This is a genomic window from Synechocystis sp. FACHB-908 (assembly GCF_014698595.1).
Lineage (GTDB): Bacteria > Cyanobacteriota > Cyanobacteriia > Cyanobacteriales > Microcystaceae > Synechocystis.
Genome location: NZ_JACJTH010000009.1, coordinates 23,543 through 41,221 on the forward strand (window position 1 = coordinate 23,543; position 17,679 = coordinate 41,221).

Genomic DNA, 17,679 nt, shown 5'->3' on the forward strand with positions numbered 1-17,679 from the left:
ACCCCATTCATCGATAAAGCCAGAGGGGTTGACCACTGGTGGAAAGCTCAAACTCGCACCATTTTAGGCTTTCCGTCAAACCAAGGTTATCGGCCATGGTCTGTAGTTGACTATCACCACCGGTGAGTCTTCTGACTAAAGGTTTGGGGTCTTCAATGGTATCCAGTTCTACTTTGTCTGGATCCAAGCCCGCCAAAGTAGCGGCCCATTGCCTTGCATCTTCCTCCGTGCCCAGGCGATCGACTAAACCCAATTCCAGAGCCTGTTGCCCGGTGAAAATTCTTCCGTCGGCAAATTCTTTGACTTTTTCCACTGCCAAATTGCGCCCCGCCGCCACCGTGGAGACAAATTGCCCGTAGCTGTCGTCAATCAAAGCCTGCAAAATAGACTGTTCCTCCGGCAGCAATTCCCGGTCAAAGGACAAAATGTCTTTGTAGGGCCCGGATTTAATCACTTTAAAAGAAACTCCCACTTTCTCTAGTAATCTTTCCAGGTTATTGCCCCGTAAAATTACGCCAATACTGCCGGTGATGGTGCCAGAGTTCGCCATGATGTGGGGACAACCCATGGCAATGTACACACCTCCAGAAGCAGAAATGTTACCAAAACTGGCCACAACTTTGATCTTTTCGCTTAATTGCTTCAATTTAGTGTAAATTTCCTGGGAATCCACCACTGTGCCCCCAGGGGAATCGATGCGGACCAATAGGGCGGGATATTTTTTTTCTTCCACCGTCTTTAGAGCCTTCAATACTGCTTTGCGGGTTCCACTGGCGATCGCCCCGGTCACTTCAATGCGGGCAATCTTTTTACGGGTGCTGGTTTTGAAGGGCCAAATCATAAATTTTACTAACAAAAAGGAATTACAAAACAATTAATCAATGGGGAACTATTCTAACAAACAAAGGCTGGGACGATGGACATTCCCCATGTATCTCTGGTTAGGTCAATATTTCTCCCCCTAATAACTTTTCATATCTTTGGACTAATTTTATTTTTAAATCAGGATGCGCCTCTAAATTAGGATCCTCTACCATCATGGTTTCCGCTGCTTCCCTCGCCAACAATAGAACCTCTTGATCTTCCACCAAACTAGCCAAAGCAAAATCCGGTAATCCTGATTGTTTAGTGCCTAAAAATTCCCCTGGGCCCCGCAAACGTAAATCCATTTCTGCAATAAAGAAACCATCTTGGGACTGTTCCATTACTCCCAATCTTTGCCGGGCATCATTACTTTTACTGTTGGTGACCAATAAGCAATAGGACTGGTGACTACCTCGACCGACTCGCCCTCGCAATTGATGCAGTTGGGAAAGACCAAAACGCTCTGCATTTTCAATCACCATCACTGTGGCATTGGGAACATCGACCCCCACTTCGATCACGGTAGTGGAAACAATAATTTCTGTTTGCTTTTCTCGAAAAGCTGTTAGAGCGGCCTCTTTTTCAGCACTTTTTAATCGGCCATGTAACAGGCCGATATTAAAGTTGGGAAAGATTTTTTCAGTTAAATACTTATGCTCTTCCACTGCTGCTTTAATGTCTAATTTTTCCGATTCTTCGATCGCCGGAAAAATGATGTAGACTTGACGACCCTGGGCCACTTCCCGCCGAATCAGTTCGTACATTTGTGGCCTTTCCTTGGCAGTGATGACACTGGTGTGAATGGGCTGACGGCCGGGGGGCAATTCGTCAATTTGGCTCACTTCTAGGTCCCCATGGAGGGTTAAAGCAAGGGTGCGGGGAATGGGAGTGGCGGTCATGCTTAAAACATGGGGCGCATTACCTTTGGCCAAAAGCTTAGCCCGCTGTTGTACCCCAAAACGATGTTGTTCATCAATAACCACTAAACCCAACCGTTGAAAGTTAACTGTTTCTTGAATTAGGGCATGAGTTCCCACTAGTAACGGTAATTGACCCGTAGATAATTGGGCATGAATTTCCCTTCTTTTGGCAGTTTTAGTGGACCCCGTTAACAATTCCACTGGCAAATAAAGCAAATTAAACCAACTTACTAATTTTTGATAATGCTGTTCTGCTAACACTTCCGTAGGGGCCATTAGAGCCGCTTGGTAACCTCCCTGGAGAGCGGCTAAAATTGCAAAAACCCCCACCACCGTTTTCCCGGATCCCACATCCCCTTGTACTAGACGATTCATAGGACTTGGTTTATTTAAGTCTTGCAAAATTTCATTTACTACCCGTTGTTGAGCTTGGGTTAACCGGAAGGGCAATAAGTCACTAAATTTTTCTAATAATTCGCCATGGGGAGTAAAAATAGCGCTTTGTTGCTGCTGTTTTTGTTCGTAACGTCTTTGCAAAAATCCTAACTGTAAATAGAAAAATTCATCAAATACTAATCTTCTCCTGGCTAAACTTAACTTTTCCGTATTCTCAGGGAAGTGAATTTGGGCAATGGCGGTTTGCAAATCAATTAATTCATATTTTTCCCTAATCTCTTGGGGCAGAGGATCAGACAACTTGGCGATCGCCGTTTGACAGGCTAGAACTAATTTCCGTAAAAAATCCGCTGTTATGCCTTCAGTGAGGGGGTAAACGGGCAGCACCCGACCCACTTTGAAAGAGTCAATGCTGGGACTATGGCGATCTAGCACCTCAATTTCCGGATTATCCAGAGTCAGACCAAATTTACTAGATTTCACCAAGCCAGAGGCCGCCACCACTGCCTGGGGAGGGTAAAGTTTTTTGATTTTCTCTTGCCAACCCCGATGGGCAAACCGTTTACCGGCATAAAAACGGGATAGTTTGATCCGCCCTGTTTGATCCCGCAACTGGATTTGCAAAATATTTAAATTCTGATTTTTGGGACTGGTAAAGCAAGTGCAATTTACCACCCGCCCCACAATGGTTACCGTTTCCCCCGCTGTTAATTCAGCAATAGTTACCTGTTGGGCATAGTCCAAATAATCCCTGGGGAAATAGAACAACAAATCTTCCACCGTTGCTAAACCCAAGTTTTTGAGCAGTTTAGTTTGATGTTGACTCTGGGAAACTACCGTTGCTAAAGGGGTATGGAGTTCAATTTGACCCGATTTAGGATAACGGGGTTCGGAAACTTGGGGACGATTAACCTGGGCTAGTAAATCCTTTTTTGGTACAGAATCCCTAGGAGGAGATTCCAAACTGCGACGTAATTGATGTAAAAAACGACGGGTACTGGCCACCAAACTTTTTCTTTCAGCTTCCTCCAGTTGGTCATACTGGGCAAATCTTTGGGCAAACTCCCGCCATTTCTGGCGATCGCCGGGGGAACTACCAGGGGGGGGAGGACTGCCAAAACTTAAACAGAGGAAGTCGCCAAAGCGGTGCTGTTTACCCTGCAAATTCTGAAAACCCCGCTCCACTTCCACGGTCAAAGCCTTTTGTAAACGAGGCCAATCAACGGACACAGACACCTCAACCAAGCTACATTGCACCAGCTAAAGACGGTTTTCCCCATCCTAACCCAGGTAGCCAGGGCCAACCCATTCTCGTTAGAATGCCACTGGAAGCCTAGGCTTGGCAGTATTTAGTCATCCATTAACGGGTTCCTCCTCAATCCTTGCCAATGTTGGCTCCCGCTGAACCAGCCAGCAAAATTAAGTAATTATTAAAACCATTAATATGTCTCCAGCCCCCATGCCCGTTACCACCGCCGAACAAGATCGCGATGTAGTGGTGATCGACGCAGTGGTGGAGGAAGTTCGCCCCCCCCGTTTGCCCAAAAGTCATCTGGAGGATTTAGGACCTGTTAGTGATATGTTCCCGGAAAGTTGGGAATATCACCCAGATTTGATCATGGAGTTTTATCGCAAGCGGCCGTTACAAGTATTAGGTCGTTTAATCAATATTTTGTTTCCCCTATTGCGATTTATTCTGGGTATTTGGTGGGAAAAATTGAGGGGTAAAGACCCCACCGTTTCCAGGGCGAAAGCTATTCAATTAAGAGAACTATTAACCAATCTTGGCCCTACTTATATCAAAGTTGGCCAAGCTCTTTCCACCAGGCCCGATTTAGTGCCGCCGGTCTTTTTGGATGAGTTGACAACGTTACAGGACCAATTACCTTCCTTTCCCAACGAGGTTGCCTATCGTTTTATTGAAGAGGAGTTGGGGGCCCCCGCCGAGGAAATTTACGCCGAATTATCTCCGGAGCCCATTGCCGCCGCCTCCTTGGGGCAGGTGTATAAGGGTAAGTTGAAAACCGGCGAAGCTGTGGCAGTTAAGGTACAAAGGCCAGATTTGGTGCGACGCATCACCCTTGATATTTACATCATGCGCTCCCTCTCCCTCTGGGCCCGGCGATCGGTGAAAAGATTGCGCTCTGATTTGGTGGCCATTACCGACGAATTGGCCAGTCGAGTATTCGAGGAAATGAACTATTACCAAGAGGCCATTAATGGCGAAAAATTCGCCCAACTCTATGGCAGTTTGCCAGAAATTTATGTGCCCAGTATCTATTGGCAATACACTGGCCGACGGGTTTTGACCATGGAGTGGGTGGAAGGAATTAAGTTAACCAATATCAAAGCGATCCAAGCCCAGGGTATTGATGCTACCCATTTGGTGGAAGTGGGGGTACAGTGCTCCCTGCGGCAATTGTTGGAACATGGCTTTTTCCACGCCGATCCCCACCCCGGCAATTTATTGGCCATGGCGGACGGCCGTTTGGCCTACTTGGACTTCGGCATGATGAGTACTATTCAGCCTTACCAGCGCTATGGTTTGATCGAGGCAGTGGTTCATTTGGTGAACCGGGATTTTGATTCCCTAGCTAAGGATTATGTCAAACTGGATTTTCTCAAACCAGATACGGATTTAAAACCGATTATTCCCGCCCTTGGTCAGGTGTTTGGTAATGCGTTGGGGGCCAGTGTGGCGGAGTTAAACTTTAAGAGCATCACCGATCAAATGTCGGCCATGATGTATGAGTTTCCTTTCCGGGTGCCGGCTTATTATGCTCTGATTATTCGTTCCATGGTCACCCTAGAAGGTATTGCCATTGGTATTGATCCTAACTTCAAGGTATTGAGCAAAGCCTATCCCTATATCGCTAAAAGATTGTTAACGGATCAATCAGAAGAGCTACGCACTTCCCTGAAAGAATTACTATTTAAAGAGGGGAGTTTCCGATGGAATCGTTTGGAAAATTTATTGCGTAATGCCAAAAATTCCCCTGGCTTTGATTTTGATTATGTGCTTAATGAAGCAACAGAATTTTTACTTTCAGACCGGGGACAATTCATTCGCGATCGCCTGGTGGCGGAATTAGTCAACAGTATTGATCAACTGGGGCGCAACACTTGGCAACAGGTCAGCCACAATATCCAGGAAAGAATTAGTTTTCTGGGTGACTTAGGTAATGGCAACGGTAAAGCCCATCAAACCAAAACGATCAAAGTTGTGCCTCAACCCGCCATCGCTCAACAGGAGGAAACTTGGCAGCATTTACAAAATCTTTGGCAAATTCTTAAAGAGACCCCCGGTTTTGACCCCCTCAAGTTTGTGCCGGTGTTGAGTCAAATTATTGTTAATCCCACTTCCCGTCGGATGGGTCAACAGGTGGCGGAAGGACTACTGCAAAAGGCGATCGCCAGGGTAATCCGGCAATGGGCCCTGGCTTTGGAAAGTCAGCCCAATCCAGCCATCAAAATCCGCAATGCAGCCTAGGCCATGGTTGCCATAGGTTCCAGTCAAAATTTTGCTGAGGCGAGATCAAGCCAGTGCCGGTCAATGAGACAATAAAAGGTTACGTCCCCAAATTGCCTTGGTAATGAGTCTGAATTGGATTAGTCGCGCCGATCGCCTACAAGCCTTACCCCCCTATGTTTTTGCCCGCCTCGATGAGTTGAAAGCCAAGGCCAGGGAACAGGGCCTGGATTTAATTGACTTGGGCATGGGCAACCCCGATGGCAAAGCCCCCCAACCGATTATCGAAGCGGCGATCGCCGAGTTGGAAAACCCAGAATCCCACGGTTATCCCCCTTTTGAAGGCACCCAGAGCTTCCGTCAGAGCATTACCCGCTGGTACGCCCGCCAGTATGGGGTGGATTTAGACCCCGATTCCGAAGCGTTACCCTTAATTGGTTCCAAAGAGGGTCTGGGTCATTTAGCCCTAGCCTACGTTAATCCAGGGGATTTAGTACTCGTGCCGACTCCCTCCTATCCGGCCCATTTCCGAGGCCCCCTCATTGCCGGGGCGGAAATTTATCCGATCATGTTATCGGCAAAGGATGACTGGTTAATCCAACTGGACCAAATTCCCGAGGCGATCGCTCAACGGGCCAAGATCCTTTATTTTAACTATCCCAATAATCCCACCACCGCCACCGCTCCCAGGGAATTTTACGAAGCCATCACCGATTGGGCCCGCCATTACCAAATCATGTTAGTCCATGATCTGTGTTATGCAGAATTGGCCTTTGACGGTTATCAGCCCACCAGCTTATTAGAAATTCCCGGTGCCAAGGATTTTAGTGTGGAATTCCATACCCTTTCCAAAACCTACAATATGGCCGGTTGGCGGGTAGGTTTTGTCGTGGGAAATCAAGAAATTATTCAAGGTTTGAGAACGCTGAAAACTAACTTGGATTATGGAATTTTTCGAGTCGTACAAAAAGCAGCAGAAACAGCCCTCAGTTTGCCAGAAAGTTACATTGAAGTAGTGCGAAAGCGCTATCAAGAACGGCGGGACTTTGTTATTAATGGCTTGAGTAAATTGGGTTGGTCTATTACCCCTTCCCAAGCCACCATGTACCTTTGGGTTCCCTGTCCCGTGGGTATGAGTTCCACTGATTTTGCCTTAACGGTTCTAGAAAAAACCGGTGTGGTGATGACCCCCGGTAACGCCTTTGGAGAAGGGGGAGAAAGGTACGTCCGCTTAAGTTTAATTGCCGATGGCGATCGCCTGGGGGAAGCATTACAGCGCATTGAACAGGCAGGCATTCGTTATAGTTGATTGGTGCGATTACAATCAATTAACACTTAAATCCTCTGGGGAGTGAAGTAGATGGTTTTAGCCTCAGCAAAAGTACCAACCCTTTCCCTGGAATCATTCTTGGCCCTACCGGAAACCAAACCTGCCCAGGAATATTGCCGGGGCATTGTCACCCAGAAACCCATGCCCAAAGGTAAACACAGCACAATCCAATTTGAGCTAGCGGCCGCTATTAATGCCCAAGTGAAGCCGGACAAAATTGCCTATGCTCTGCCGGAACTTCGTTGTACCTTTGGCGATCGCTCCATTGTGCCTGACATTGCGGTGATGCGCTGGCAAAACTTGCCTTTAGATAATGGTGGCGAAATAGCAGACCGGTTTGATCGGGCCCCGGATTGGCTCATAGAAATTCTTTCCCCAGATCAGTCGGTCACCCTGGTAATGGAAAAAATCATTTTTTCTCTCAAGGCTGGCACAGAATTAGCTTGGTTAGTGGATCCCATGGCCAAATCCATTACGGTTTTCACCGCCAGTTTACCCCAGGTTTATTTAGCTGAAACTGAAATTCAAGAATCCCTAACGGTTTTTGCTGAGCTTGAAAATTGGTCCATTACCGCCGCCGAAGTTTTTGATTGGCTAAAAATTTAGCATACCCAAACTGTTTGAGTTTTAAAGCAACAATAATGGTGTCAATATTTCATCAATTGGTTAAATTATTTTTAGTTTTTATTTTTGTACTCACTGCTTTCGTCGGTTTTTCCGCCCAGGCGATCGCCGGGGAAGTAACTCTGCTATGGCAAGGAGATGGCGAATATCAAGTTCGAGCCCGGGTGGTTTACCCAGATGAATTTAGAGACAATTCAACGAAAATCGTACAAGTAGTAGGACTGCAAACACTTCAAAATTTAACTGAATTGACCGTGCAAGTTATTGATAGCAAAGGTCGAACTATAGCAAATTACGACAATGTCAATAATAGTCAGGCAAGGGAGAATAATTTTTTGCAATTCCGATTTGACCCTATTAATAAAACTATTAATGGTTGGCTTGACATTGGTGGAGCAGAAGCTAACGATTACTTTTTAAAGGGTCAACCTGGTTTAGGCTTAGATCTTTTCCATCTAGATGCATATGGTAATGAATTTAAGATTGACCACAACAATGGTGTCATTGGGATTAAAACTGATTACTAAGACAAATACTATTAATTTCATTAATCTTTTAACCGCCTATTGTCACAGTTCCAATGTCGTAAATACCAGTTTTATCCGCCGGAATTTCAAAGCGAATGGCCCGGGGAGGATCACCGAATAATTGCAATTCATACTTCCCTGGTCCCAGTCCTGTCAACGCAAATCGTCCCGCTCGATTAGTGAATAACTCCAACGGCGACCAACTGGGATCAGACAAAGACCTAACTTGCCCGACTTGAAGCGCAATCGGGTTCCCTGCTTTATCTACCAACGTCCCCCGTAAAAATACGGTGGATTCCGTACCCACTGTGATTAAAGTACCACTTTTATAGCTCGGTAAAAGATTAAATACCGCATTGCCCAAGTCATAGCCAAGGGGCATATTAGGAGCATCTACCCGCATAGTGGTCAAAGTATAGGAGCTTAGATCCGGCACTACCCCAGGGCCGACATCATTAGCTTCCGCCACAGGACCATACAAACCAGGATTAATTAATACTAATTGATCCGCAAAATTAGGGTTACGGCTAAAAATCACAAAACTATCCCGTACTGGTCGGCTCCAGCCAAAACGCCCATCAGCATAAACTAAGGCCGTACCAAAATTTAAGTTAGTGCGATGGCTAGCCTGATCATAATCATGGTTGAGATTAATATCCCCCAGAAAGCCCCGGTAAGTCAGCCCTAAGCCAGTACCAAAATAGCCGGGATTGGGATTATTGCTGAGGTTAACGGAGGTATTGACGCTGTTATATTGGGCAGGACTACGGGATGTCCAAGTGAGCGTGCTAGCCTGCTCCCGTTGACTGCTCAGATTACTGCGGGCTGTGAGGGATTGGAACTGGGAAGTTTGCAAAAAGTTGAATAATACTTGAGTTTCTGCCCGCCCGGATTGGTCTAAGCGATTGTTCAGGGTCAAATTAGCCTGTAAACCCCTTCCCAGATTAGTGGTAAAACCGATCGCCGCTCGGTAGGCATTGGGCTGGCCAAAACTACCAAGCTGATAACCCAAACCGAGGTTAATTCCCAAACCATCGATTAGAGTTTGACTATAATTAGCCCCAAAAGACCAAGAAACATTATTAGTAGTGGTGCCAAAAAAATCCAATGGTTCCGCAGTAAAGCCGATGGGAAAACTACCAAAGCGCTGAAAATAAGGGCCCAAATATTCCACTTCCAAACCAAAGTTAGGTAGTTGGGCCTGGTTACCTCCTAGGGCCAAAAATTGATACCGCAGTCGGAAAGCATGGTCTAAACCGTTGCCATCATTTTCCAGGGCCGCATCCCAACCAAAGTTACCCACGGAAGTGGCCAAGGTGCCTTCGGTGCCAATCAACTGCTGGGAACCTGCCGCCTGTAGATAACCTCCTAGGGTGAGGGTGGACGTAATACCCTGGCGGTAAAAGCCGCCAATAATGGGTCGGGAAGTGTCATAGCTACGCACCCCATTGGTGGTGTAGGCCGGAACCCCCACCCCCAAGCCAAACTGATTCAAACCCACCGCCAATAGATCCGTCGCTAAGGGAGCCGAAAAAGATAGTTCCTCCACCCGCCCCGCACTGTCGATGATTTTCACCGTCACATTATTAAGCCCCGTATTCAGACCAAAATTACGAATATCCTGGGGCCCCGCTGGCAATTGGAGAGTTTGCCGCAATAGTCCATTGACAAAAATTTCCACCCTAGCAGGGCTTTCCAACAGAAATTCAAACTGCCCTGTGGGCCTAGTGGTCAAATAGGGCTGGAGGGAGAAATTGCGAAACATCGCAAATCCCACCATGGGCACAAAGGACTGATAACTGCGGGCGGTGCTAAACAGATCACCAAGAACATAGCGAACCGCATTATCTGGATCATCCTTTACCAAGCGAATGTCAGAGCGGGTCCAGGGATTGTTGCTTTGCTCAGCAAAACTAGCACTACCCTCTAGCACCCAGCCCTGATAATTAAGGGCCCCTTCTACACCCAAATTCAGGGCTTGGCGGCCCAAATCACCAGTGCCATCCCAGGCATAGGGTTGGGTCCCAATTAAGTTGATAAAACCACTGAAGTTACTGGGACGTAGGGCTGTGGCGGCCCCTGGGGGAAGTTGTAAATTACCGGAGCCATAGACAATGGTTTTGCGGAGATTGGGGGGAATAATAATCCTCAGTTCCAACAACTGGTCATTAAATGTGGCATCTAGACCCACACTTTGCAGAGCCGCCAAGGTTAAATTACCGCTGTCGTCCACCAAATCGGCCAATCTAGTCTGTATATCAGGTCGGGCATATTCTTCCATTTTCAACAACAAAGTGGAAGCGGTGATTTGTAGGCTACTACCCCCTCCCAGGGAAACAAACACTACAATTTGACCCTGTTGCAAATCGTTGATGAAAAAGGGCGCCACCAAACGCTGTACCCCCGTGGGGCGGGGCCGACCGAATACCCGCTCAAATAAATCGTCTTCATTACCCAAATTGCCCGGTGTTGGCTCAGAGGGCGGGGCGCTTTGGTTATCCTCCTGCCCTTGTTCCGGCTCTGGAATTGTCGTTTCCATTAAGGGAGTTTCCTGTCCCAGCAACAAATCCAAGGCAGAATCGGGAGGGGGAAAATCAGCACTAAAAGTTTCTGTTCTAGCTGACTGGGGTAGGATTAGCCCGACGACGGTCATCAGGCAGTTAGCCAAAATAATTACTAGTACTGGCGAGGGGAATCGAAACACCATTGACCTAGATTAGGACCTGTCAGCAAAGTCTGCCAAACAAATTCGCATAGAAGGCGATCGCCGCAAAAGGAGAAATGCTAGCCTAGTCACCTTGGGCTGAAAAGCTCCGGTCTAAGCAGAACCTCAAGTCGCGGACTGCTTGGCAATAACGCTGCCGAAAAAATCTTGGGCTTCGATTAAAATTTTGTCAAGAAACAAAGCGGGTAGGGGGAATCGAACCCCCAACTAAAGCATGGGAGGCTTTCGTTTTACCACTAAACTATACCCGCGCAAAGCTTTCACCATCGTAAAACATTAGGGGAACTTCGCCTAGATGACCGGGAAAAATTCCAAAATTACATCGTTGTAATCCAGGTCGCCGCCCCCCACTATGTCTTCAAAGCTGAAGAGGTTACTGCACTTCTCCATACCAACGGGTAGATGCACTGCTATGGGATGCATCCGAAATACAGCAAGGGAAAGTGATTAAAATTCGAGGCTTTCCGGCTCACAAAAAAGTGAAACTGTTCCGAGTTACGGTGTCACCACACCGGACGGAATTCGTCGTGACTAATTACTTATCTCAAGATTCGACTCAGGCGACACGAGAGGAGTGTCGGGTGCGCTGGAAGATTGAGCATTTTCATCGTGAACTAAAGCAGTTGACTGGTGTAGAAGCCTGTCAATGTCGCAAGGGACCCATTCAACGTAATCATATTCACTGTGCCTTACAGGTCTGGAATTTTCTTCGTCGTCAAGCGGTTAATAGCCCATTGACAGTCTACGAAATATCCCATCAACCATGGTCTGATTTCCTGCATCAACAGCTTCGTTCCCCTGCTCTTAAGTTTTCTTTTGCGTAAGTCCTGCCCCATTCTATTAATAAATGCCAATATTTTACGTTTTTTTGCAAAATTTCTAGTCAGCAATCGGGGCAATCATCTGCTCTGGAACGACCCAAGCGTCGAACTGGGCTGGGGTGAGTAAACCTAAATCCACCGCGGCTTGTTTGAGGGTAATGCCTTGGGCAAAGGCAGTTTTAGCCACGAGGGCCGCATTGTCGTAGCCAATGTGGGGATTGAGGGCGGTGACTAACATTAAAGAGGTGTCCAAAAAGTCTTTAACCTTGCTTTCGTTTACTTGTAATCCCACCACTAAATGTTGGCGAAAACTAGCACAAGCATCGCTGAGTAAATGTAACGAATGGAGGAAATTATGAATAATCACTGGCTTAAAAACATTGAGCTCAAAATTACCTTGGCTGGCCGCAAAACCAATGGTGGCATCGTTCCCCATTACCTGCACACAAACCATGGTCATGGCTTCGCATTGGGTGGGGTTTACTTTCCCGGGCATGATCGAAGAACCTGGTTCATTGGCTGGTAAGGCTAATTCCCCCAAGCCGCAGCGGGGCCCAGACCCCATCCAGCGCAAATCATTGGCAATTTTCATCAGGGAAGCGGCAATACTTTTCAGCACGCCACTGGCAAAGGCGATCGCCTCGTGGCCAGCTAGGGCGGCGAATTTGTTGGGGGCAGAAATGAAGGTATAACCAGTTAACTGGGCAATTTCTTCGGCCACTTTTTTAGCAAATTGGGGATGACTATTTAACCCTGTACCCACCGCCGTTCCCCCCAGGGCCAATTCCAAAAGACCGGGTAAACAATAATTAATTTGGGTCAGCCCTTGGTCTAACTGGGCCACGTAACCGGAAAATTCCTGCCCTAACGTTAGGGGCACTGCGTCCATCAAATGGGTGCGGCCAATTTTAGTGATGCCTGCAAAACATTCCGCTTTTTCATTCAGGCTATCTCTCAGAGCTTGCAAACTGGGAATCAACTTGGTTTGTAAACCTGCCACCGCCGCAATGTGCATCGCCGTAGGAAAAGTATCGTTAGACGACTGGGACATGTTGACGTGGTCATTGGGATGGATGGGATTTTTACTGCCCAATTCTCCCCCACAAATGGCGATCGCCCGATTGGCAATCACTTCGTTCACGTTCATGTTGGTTTGAGTGCCACTGCCCGTTTGCCAAATCCTTAGAGGGAAATGGTCTAACCACTGCCCGGCAATGATTTCGTCCGCTGCCGTAATGATTAACTCTGCCTTGTCCGCTGGTAATTTACCCAAATCCTGATTGGTAATGGCGGCTGCCTTTTTGAGTATGGCAAAGGCCCGAATTAAATCCGGCGGCATCACATCGCTACCAATGTCAAAAAACATCAGGGAACGTTGGGTTTGCGCTCCCCACAGGCGATCGGCTTGGACTTCCAGGGACCCCATACTGTCGGTTTCAAGGCGGTGGGAATTTACCATGGCAAAATTTGCAAATACTCCGGTGGCAAAGGCATTATCAACAGTCAAGAAAAAAGACTAACAGGCGATCGCCCATTAGTCCCCCAATCAAATCAACGGAATTTTTAAAGAGTGACGGGCTGTTCAATCCTGGTTAACTTAGCCCCCAGTTTGCGCAGTTTGCCTTCAATGTCCTCATAACCCCGGTCTAAATGGCGCAGACCTTGGACAATGGTTTTGCCTTCCGCCGCTAACCCCGCAATTACCAGGGCCGCCGAAGCTCGTAAATCCGTGGACATGACCGGCGCACCGGAAAGGAAAGGCACTCCTTGGATAAAGGCGGCATTACCTTTGAGCTTAATGTTGGCCCCCATCCGCTGTAACTCCGCTACGTGCTGGAGACGGTTTTCAAATACGGTTTCCGTGACTACGCTATTACCCTCACTCACTGCCAACAGGGCCATGAATTGGGCTTGCATATCGGTGGGAAAACCGGGGTAAGGCAAAGTTTCGATATCTGTCCCCCGCAGATCCCGGGGAATCAAACGCACCCGATCCGGGGCATCGATCGCCACTTCGGGGCCAATTTCCCGCAACTTGGCAATGGCGGAGGCGAGGTGATCTGGCACCACAGGGAAAAGACTAATTTCGGAATGGGTGATGGCCCCGGCACAGAGGAACGTAGCGGCCTCAATGCGATCAGGAATAATGGGAAAGTCGGTGCTGTGGAGTTTTTCCACCCCGTTGATAATAATGCGGCTAGAACCATCCCCCCGGATTTGGGCTCCCATGGAACGGCAGAAGTTGGCCAAATCAACAATTTCCGGTTCCCGGGCGGCGTTATCAATTACTGTTTCTCCTTCCGCTAGGGTGGCGGCCATGAGGATAGTTTCCGTGGCCCCTACGCTGGGATAATCCAGATAAATTTTAGCTCCGGTCAAACGACGGCTGTGGCCCTTGATGCTGGCATTGACTACCCCATGCTCGATGTGAACGTCTGCTCCCATGGCCTGCAAACCCCGCACATGGAGATCAACGGGCCGAGTCCCAATGGCGCATCCCCCAGGCAGGGGTACTTTGGTCATGCCTAAACGGGACAGTAAAGGGCCAATGACGAAAAAGCTAGCCCGCAGTTGGGACACTAACTCATAGGGGGCAGGGCCATGGCCCACATTACTGGAATCCACTACGAGGCGATCGCCATCCCGTTCTAGATTGACCCCAATGGCCGCCAAAATTTGGCACATTTTGTCAATATCCGCCAGAGCGGGCAGATTACTAAGACGACAGTCGTCGGAACAAAGGATGGTGCCGGCCATGATGGCCAAAGCGGAATTTTTAGCCCCACTGATGCGAACTTCCCCTTTTAGGGAGGCCCGGCCTTCAATTTCAATGACCGTCTGGGTTTCTTCGGTAGCGGTAGGAGTAGCAACTTGAAGCACGGGTTTTCACAACCTCCAACAAAAGGGGACAAAAGTTAACACCAGTCCTTTGGTTTAGTCATCGGGAGAATTGTCAACCCATTGTTGCTTAGATTCCACCAACGTCCATCCCAGGACAACCCAGACAAGATCAACAAATTATGTTCATTAACCAATGTGTTTTTAGCATTCGATGGGCTTGTGCAGCAATAACTGTTAAAACCCATTGTCTAGGCAATTATGCTTAACATCCTATAACGGATAAGTCAATTTGTAACATTCAGTTTACAAATCGGCCAGATACGGACCGCCAAGCTGGGCCTATAGATGGGGCTGGAAGTGCCAAAAGTTCCCATCTGTGGCCGTTCAGGACATTTCAGCATTTCATGGTGATGATTTCTGAAGTCTACTCCCGATGAATTACTTACCGTACTTACCGTCTTCTTTGTCGATTGTCCCATTGTTTTTTCAGGTCAAACCAAAACTTTTTTAGCCTCAGATCGAGGGAAAAACCACGCCGACTGCTCAACACTACTGTCCCGGCAACCCGGTCATGGAACGCTTGTCCCAGACCATCCTCGGCGATCGCCCAGATTAAATCTCCAAACAGGGGAGCCACCAAAAGCAAAAAACTTACCCCATTGGCAAAGTTGATGTTTAAACCCACCATGGCTAGGTAGGAGGCAGCCCCCAAAATACCTTCCCGTTGACTCAGTTCCAAAATGCCCGGTAAACGTTTCATTTTCAGGTGTACCACCCTAGTGTCGAAAGCCCAGCCCCCCAAACTTTGCCCCTGGTTAGCGGACACTAAAACTACCCTCAGGGCAAACCAACCAACCAAAAAAATTAGTAGCTGGACCCAACCCGTAGCTAAACTGCTGAATAACCAAATCACGACAAAATCCAACAGGTAGCCATAGCCTCGCCGTTCCAATGGGGCCAGGGGTAAGCGGCGATCGCGGCGCTGGTCGTCGTCATACATACATTTAAGCTTTGCTCAGAGGGCAAGGGGAAATTTTTTCATGGAACCACTGGCCATTGCCGTCTATTTTGCCATTTTGTTGGGGCACCGCTGCAGCCCGGGTTCGGAGGGGTATTTTCAGCAATGATTAGACAATCTTATCGTCAAACCCGAGGAAGATTAATTCTTTCCATCTTTGCCCTCCCGGTCCTTAAAACTCCCTTAATTCCTAGGGTTCTAGCCTTTCCTTAATTTTATAATTGCCAGGCCGAGGGGCAAAAACACTCTGGGCAAAAACATAAGTAAAGGTTATCCGATTAAGGCCTAGCCATTTCATTGCTAATGCTTCCTTGTCAATTCAAGATTTTCCCGTAGTATCAGAACAGTTAAGTTTTTTGAAGTAGCTCGATCTGGATATAGTTGTCCCGATGGAGGCTTCATGAGGCAATCTCTCTACTGTTTTTTTGAGAAGAGGAAACATCTATGGCATCCTATACCGTTAAATTGATCACCCCCGATGGTGAAAGTTCCATCGAATGCTCTGACGATACCTATATCCTCGATGCTGCGGAAGAAGCTGGCCTAGACCTGCCCTATTCCTGCCGTGCTGGGGCTTGCTCCACCTGTGCCGGTAAGATCACCGCTGGTAGTGTTGACCAATCCGATCAGTCTTTCTTGGATAATGACCAAATTGAAGCTGGTTATGTTTTGACCTGTGTAGCTTATCCCACCTCCGATTGCACCATTGAAACCCACAAAGAAGAAGACCTCTACTAAGGGTAATAATGCTGGCCATGGGCTAGTGAGTTTGATAGTTTCATAATTGTCCACGGCAGGGTTTAAGCCCTGCTTTTTTGTTGCCCATTGGCAAACTCCAAGACAGCCTGGGCGGCTCGCTCACATACCCCCGGTTCCCCTAATGCTTCCCTTAATTCTTGGTAATCCTGGGCAATTTTTGCTTGGCGATCGCCGTTTAGAAGCAATTCCAATCCAGCTTGGGCAATGTTGCTGGCGGTGGCCTGTTCCTGGAGTAGTTCCGGCATAATGCCCCGGTTGAGCACAATGTTGGTAGGGGAAACGAAGGGTAGATTAAATTTAAAAATCCGTCTGGCGATCGCCATGGTCAAAGGACTAACCCGATAAAGGATAACCTGGGGCACATTTAGTAAAGCAATTTCCAGATTCACCGTTCCCGACTTGGTGATGGCCAAATCAGCCGCGGCGATCGCCGTCAGCGTTTCTTTCCCTTCCAACAGTTGCACCGTGAGATTAAATTCCTTGAGGGTTTGTTCGATTTGAGGTTGATAATCCTTAAGGGAAACGGGCAACAGCAGTTTTACATTGGGTAATTGGCTCTGCAATTGTTGGGCGGCACCACAAATGGACGGCAACAGGTAACGCAGTTCCTGAATGCGGGAAGCGGGTAGGAGGGTAATTACCGTTTCGTTATGGTCAATGCCTAACTTTTCACGGGCTGACCCTCGACTGGGGGCCTCCTTGGTAATGCGGTCTAACAAGGGATGGCCCACCCAGGTCACATCCAAACCTTGTTTTTGGAAAAATTCCGCTTCCCCTGGAAAAATGGCCAACAGGCGATCGGTTACCGCCATAATCTGGGCCGTTTCCCTTTTCGTGGGGGACCACACCCAGGCCTGGGGGGCGATATAGTACAAAATTGGCAGATTGGGATAGGTTTTCCGTAAATAATTAGCAATGGTTAAATTGGGTCCCATGTAATCAATCAAGACTAACAAATCAATGGGATTAGTTTTTAAATAACGTTTAACCCGTTGTTGAATCTGCCAAGTGGGAATAATAAACCGCAGGGACTCCGTCAAGCCCACAGAGCCGATCGCCGCCGTATTGGCCAGCAACGTCAGACCGGCAGCGGCCATTTTTTCTCCCCCCAAACCCACCAGTTCCAATTCTAAGTTTTGCTCTTCAGCTTGCTGTCTTAATGCTCCGACCAGCAGAGATCCTTGCAAATCTCCGGAAACTTCCCCCGTGCTAATAAATATACGCATAAATAAATTTTGTTATTAGGATTTGTTGAGGATAAATTTATGGCTTAGAGCGTGTTTGAAAAGTAGGGTGAAGAATGGAAAATGGTGAAAAGAATAAAATTTTCACCATAATTAATGATAATTCGAGAATTTTACAGCACGGACATCACAGATAGCCAG

The 17,679-nt window shown here is 47.6% G+C and carries 14 protein-coding genes and 1 tRNA gene; 6 read left to right on the forward strand and 9 right to left on the reverse strand.

Annotated features, from left to right (window positions below; genetic code table 11):
• Nucleotides 1-7 precede the first annotated feature (7 nt).
• Nucleotides 8-841 carry a signal peptide peptidase SppA gene (gene sppA, locus H6G46_RS02490; RefSeq protein ID WP_010873435.1) on the reverse strand — a complete coding sequence of 278 codons (834 nt, stop codon included), beginning with the start codon at nucleotides 839-841 and terminating at the stop codon, nucleotides 8-10.
• A 100-nt stretch (nucleotides 842-941) separates the two neighbouring features.
• Nucleotides 942-3,437: an ATP-dependent DNA helicase RecG gene (gene recG, locus H6G46_RS02495; RefSeq protein WP_010873434.1), complete on the reverse strand. Its 2,496-nt coding sequence runs from the start codon at nucleotides 3,435-3,437 to the stop codon at nucleotides 942-944.
• A 187-nt stretch (nucleotides 3,438-3,624) separates the two neighbouring features.
• Between recG and H6G46_RS02500 the strand changes: the two genes are divergently transcribed.
• The 4 genes from H6G46_RS02500 (at nucleotide 3,625) to H6G46_RS02515 (ending at nucleotide 8,130) form a co-directional block, all read left to right on the forward strand.
• Nucleotides 3,625-5,670: an AarF/ABC1/UbiB kinase family protein gene (locus tag H6G46_RS02500; RefSeq protein ID WP_010873433.1), complete on the forward strand. Its 2,046-nt coding sequence runs from the start codon at nucleotides 3,625-3,627 to the stop codon at nucleotides 5,668-5,670.
• Between the two features lie 103 nt (nucleotides 5,671-5,773).
• Complete coding sequence (locus H6G46_RS02505; protein WP_010873432.1) at nucleotides 5,774-6,958, forward strand: aspartate aminotransferase; 1,185 nt, start codon at nucleotides 5,774-5,776, stop codon at nucleotides 6,956-6,958.
• A 51-nt stretch (nucleotides 6,959-7,009) separates the two neighbouring features.
• The gene (locus H6G46_RS02510; RefSeq protein ID WP_010873431.1) at nucleotides 7,010-7,585 is read left to right on the forward strand and encodes a Uma2 family endonuclease; all 576 of its coding nucleotides are present in this window, start codon (nucleotides 7,010-7,012) and stop codon (nucleotides 7,583-7,585) included.
• Nucleotides 7,570-8,130, forward strand: a complete 561-nt coding sequence (locus H6G46_RS02515) for a hypothetical protein (RefSeq protein WP_223211281.1) — start codon at nucleotides 7,570-7,572, stop codon at nucleotides 8,128-8,130. Before H6G46_RS02510 ends, H6G46_RS02515 begins: the two co-directional genes overlap by 16 nt.
• 28 nt (nucleotides 8,131-8,158) lie before the next feature.
• Here H6G46_RS02515 and H6G46_RS02520 read toward each other — a convergent pair whose 3' ends face one another.
• The 3 genes from H6G46_RS02520 to H6G46_RS02530 all read right to left on the reverse strand — a co-directional run bounded on the left by H6G46_RS02520 (nucleotide 8,159) and on the right by H6G46_RS02530 (nucleotide 11,278).
• Nucleotides 8,159-10,837, reverse strand: a complete 2,679-nt coding sequence (locus tag H6G46_RS02520) for a fimbria/pilus outer membrane usher protein (protein WP_010873429.1) — start codon at nucleotides 10,835-10,837, stop codon at nucleotides 8,159-8,161.
• A 198-nt stretch (nucleotides 10,838-11,035) separates the two neighbouring features.
• Nucleotides 11,036-11,106 (reverse strand) — tRNA-Gly (locus H6G46_RS02525).
• Nucleotides 11,107-11,146: 40 nt separating this feature from the next.
• Nucleotides 11,147-11,278: a DUF4114 domain-containing protein gene (locus H6G46_RS02530; RefSeq protein ID WP_173363259.1), complete on the reverse strand. Its 132-nt coding sequence runs from the start codon at nucleotides 11,276-11,278 to the stop codon at nucleotides 11,147-11,149.
• 77 nt (nucleotides 11,279-11,355) lie between these two features.
• On the opposite strand from H6G46_RS02530, the gene H6G46_RS02535 reads away from it, so the two are divergent.
• Nucleotides 11,356-11,679: a transposase gene (locus tag H6G46_RS02535; protein ID WP_223211382.1), complete on the forward strand. Its 324-nt coding sequence runs from the start codon at nucleotides 11,356-11,358 to the stop codon at nucleotides 11,677-11,679.
• Nucleotides 11,680-11,734: 55 nt separating this feature from the next.
• On the opposite strand, the gene fumC is transcribed toward H6G46_RS02535, so the two are convergent.
• The 3 genes from fumC to H6G46_RS02550 form a co-directional block, all read right to left on the reverse strand.
• The gene (gene fumC, locus H6G46_RS02540; protein WP_010873427.1) at nucleotides 11,735-13,135 is read right to left on the reverse strand and encodes a class II fumarate hydratase; all 1,401 of its coding nucleotides are present in this window, start codon (nucleotides 13,133-13,135) and stop codon (nucleotides 11,735-11,737) included.
• 104 nt (nucleotides 13,136-13,239) lie between these two features.
• On the reverse strand, nucleotides 13,240-14,556 hold the full coding sequence (murA, locus tag H6G46_RS02545; protein ID WP_010873426.1) for a UDP-N-acetylglucosamine 1-carboxyvinyltransferase: 1,317 nt from the start codon (nucleotides 14,554-14,556) through the stop codon (nucleotides 13,240-13,242).
• 412 nt (nucleotides 14,557-14,968) lie between these two features.
• Complete coding sequence (locus tag H6G46_RS02550; RefSeq protein ID WP_010873425.1) at nucleotides 14,969-15,517, reverse strand: RDD family protein; 549 nt, start codon at nucleotides 15,515-15,517, stop codon at nucleotides 14,969-14,971.
• Nucleotides 15,518-15,979: 462 nt separating this feature from the next.
• On the opposite strand from H6G46_RS02550, the gene petF1 reads away from it, so the two are divergent.
• A complete protein-coding gene (petF1, locus tag H6G46_RS02555) occupies nucleotides 15,980-16,273 on the forward strand; it encodes a ferredoxin PetF1 (RefSeq protein WP_190595418.1) in 294 nt (97 codons plus the stop codon).
• 62 nt (nucleotides 16,274-16,335) lie between these two features.
• Here the strand turns inward: petF1 and lpxB are convergent, their stop codons facing one another.
• On the reverse strand, nucleotides 16,336-17,520 hold the full coding sequence (gene lpxB, locus H6G46_RS02560; RefSeq protein ID WP_010873423.1) for a lipid-A-disaccharide synthase: 1,185 nt from the start codon (nucleotides 17,518-17,520) through the stop codon (nucleotides 16,336-16,338).
• Nucleotides 17,521-17,679: the final 159 nt, after the last annotated feature.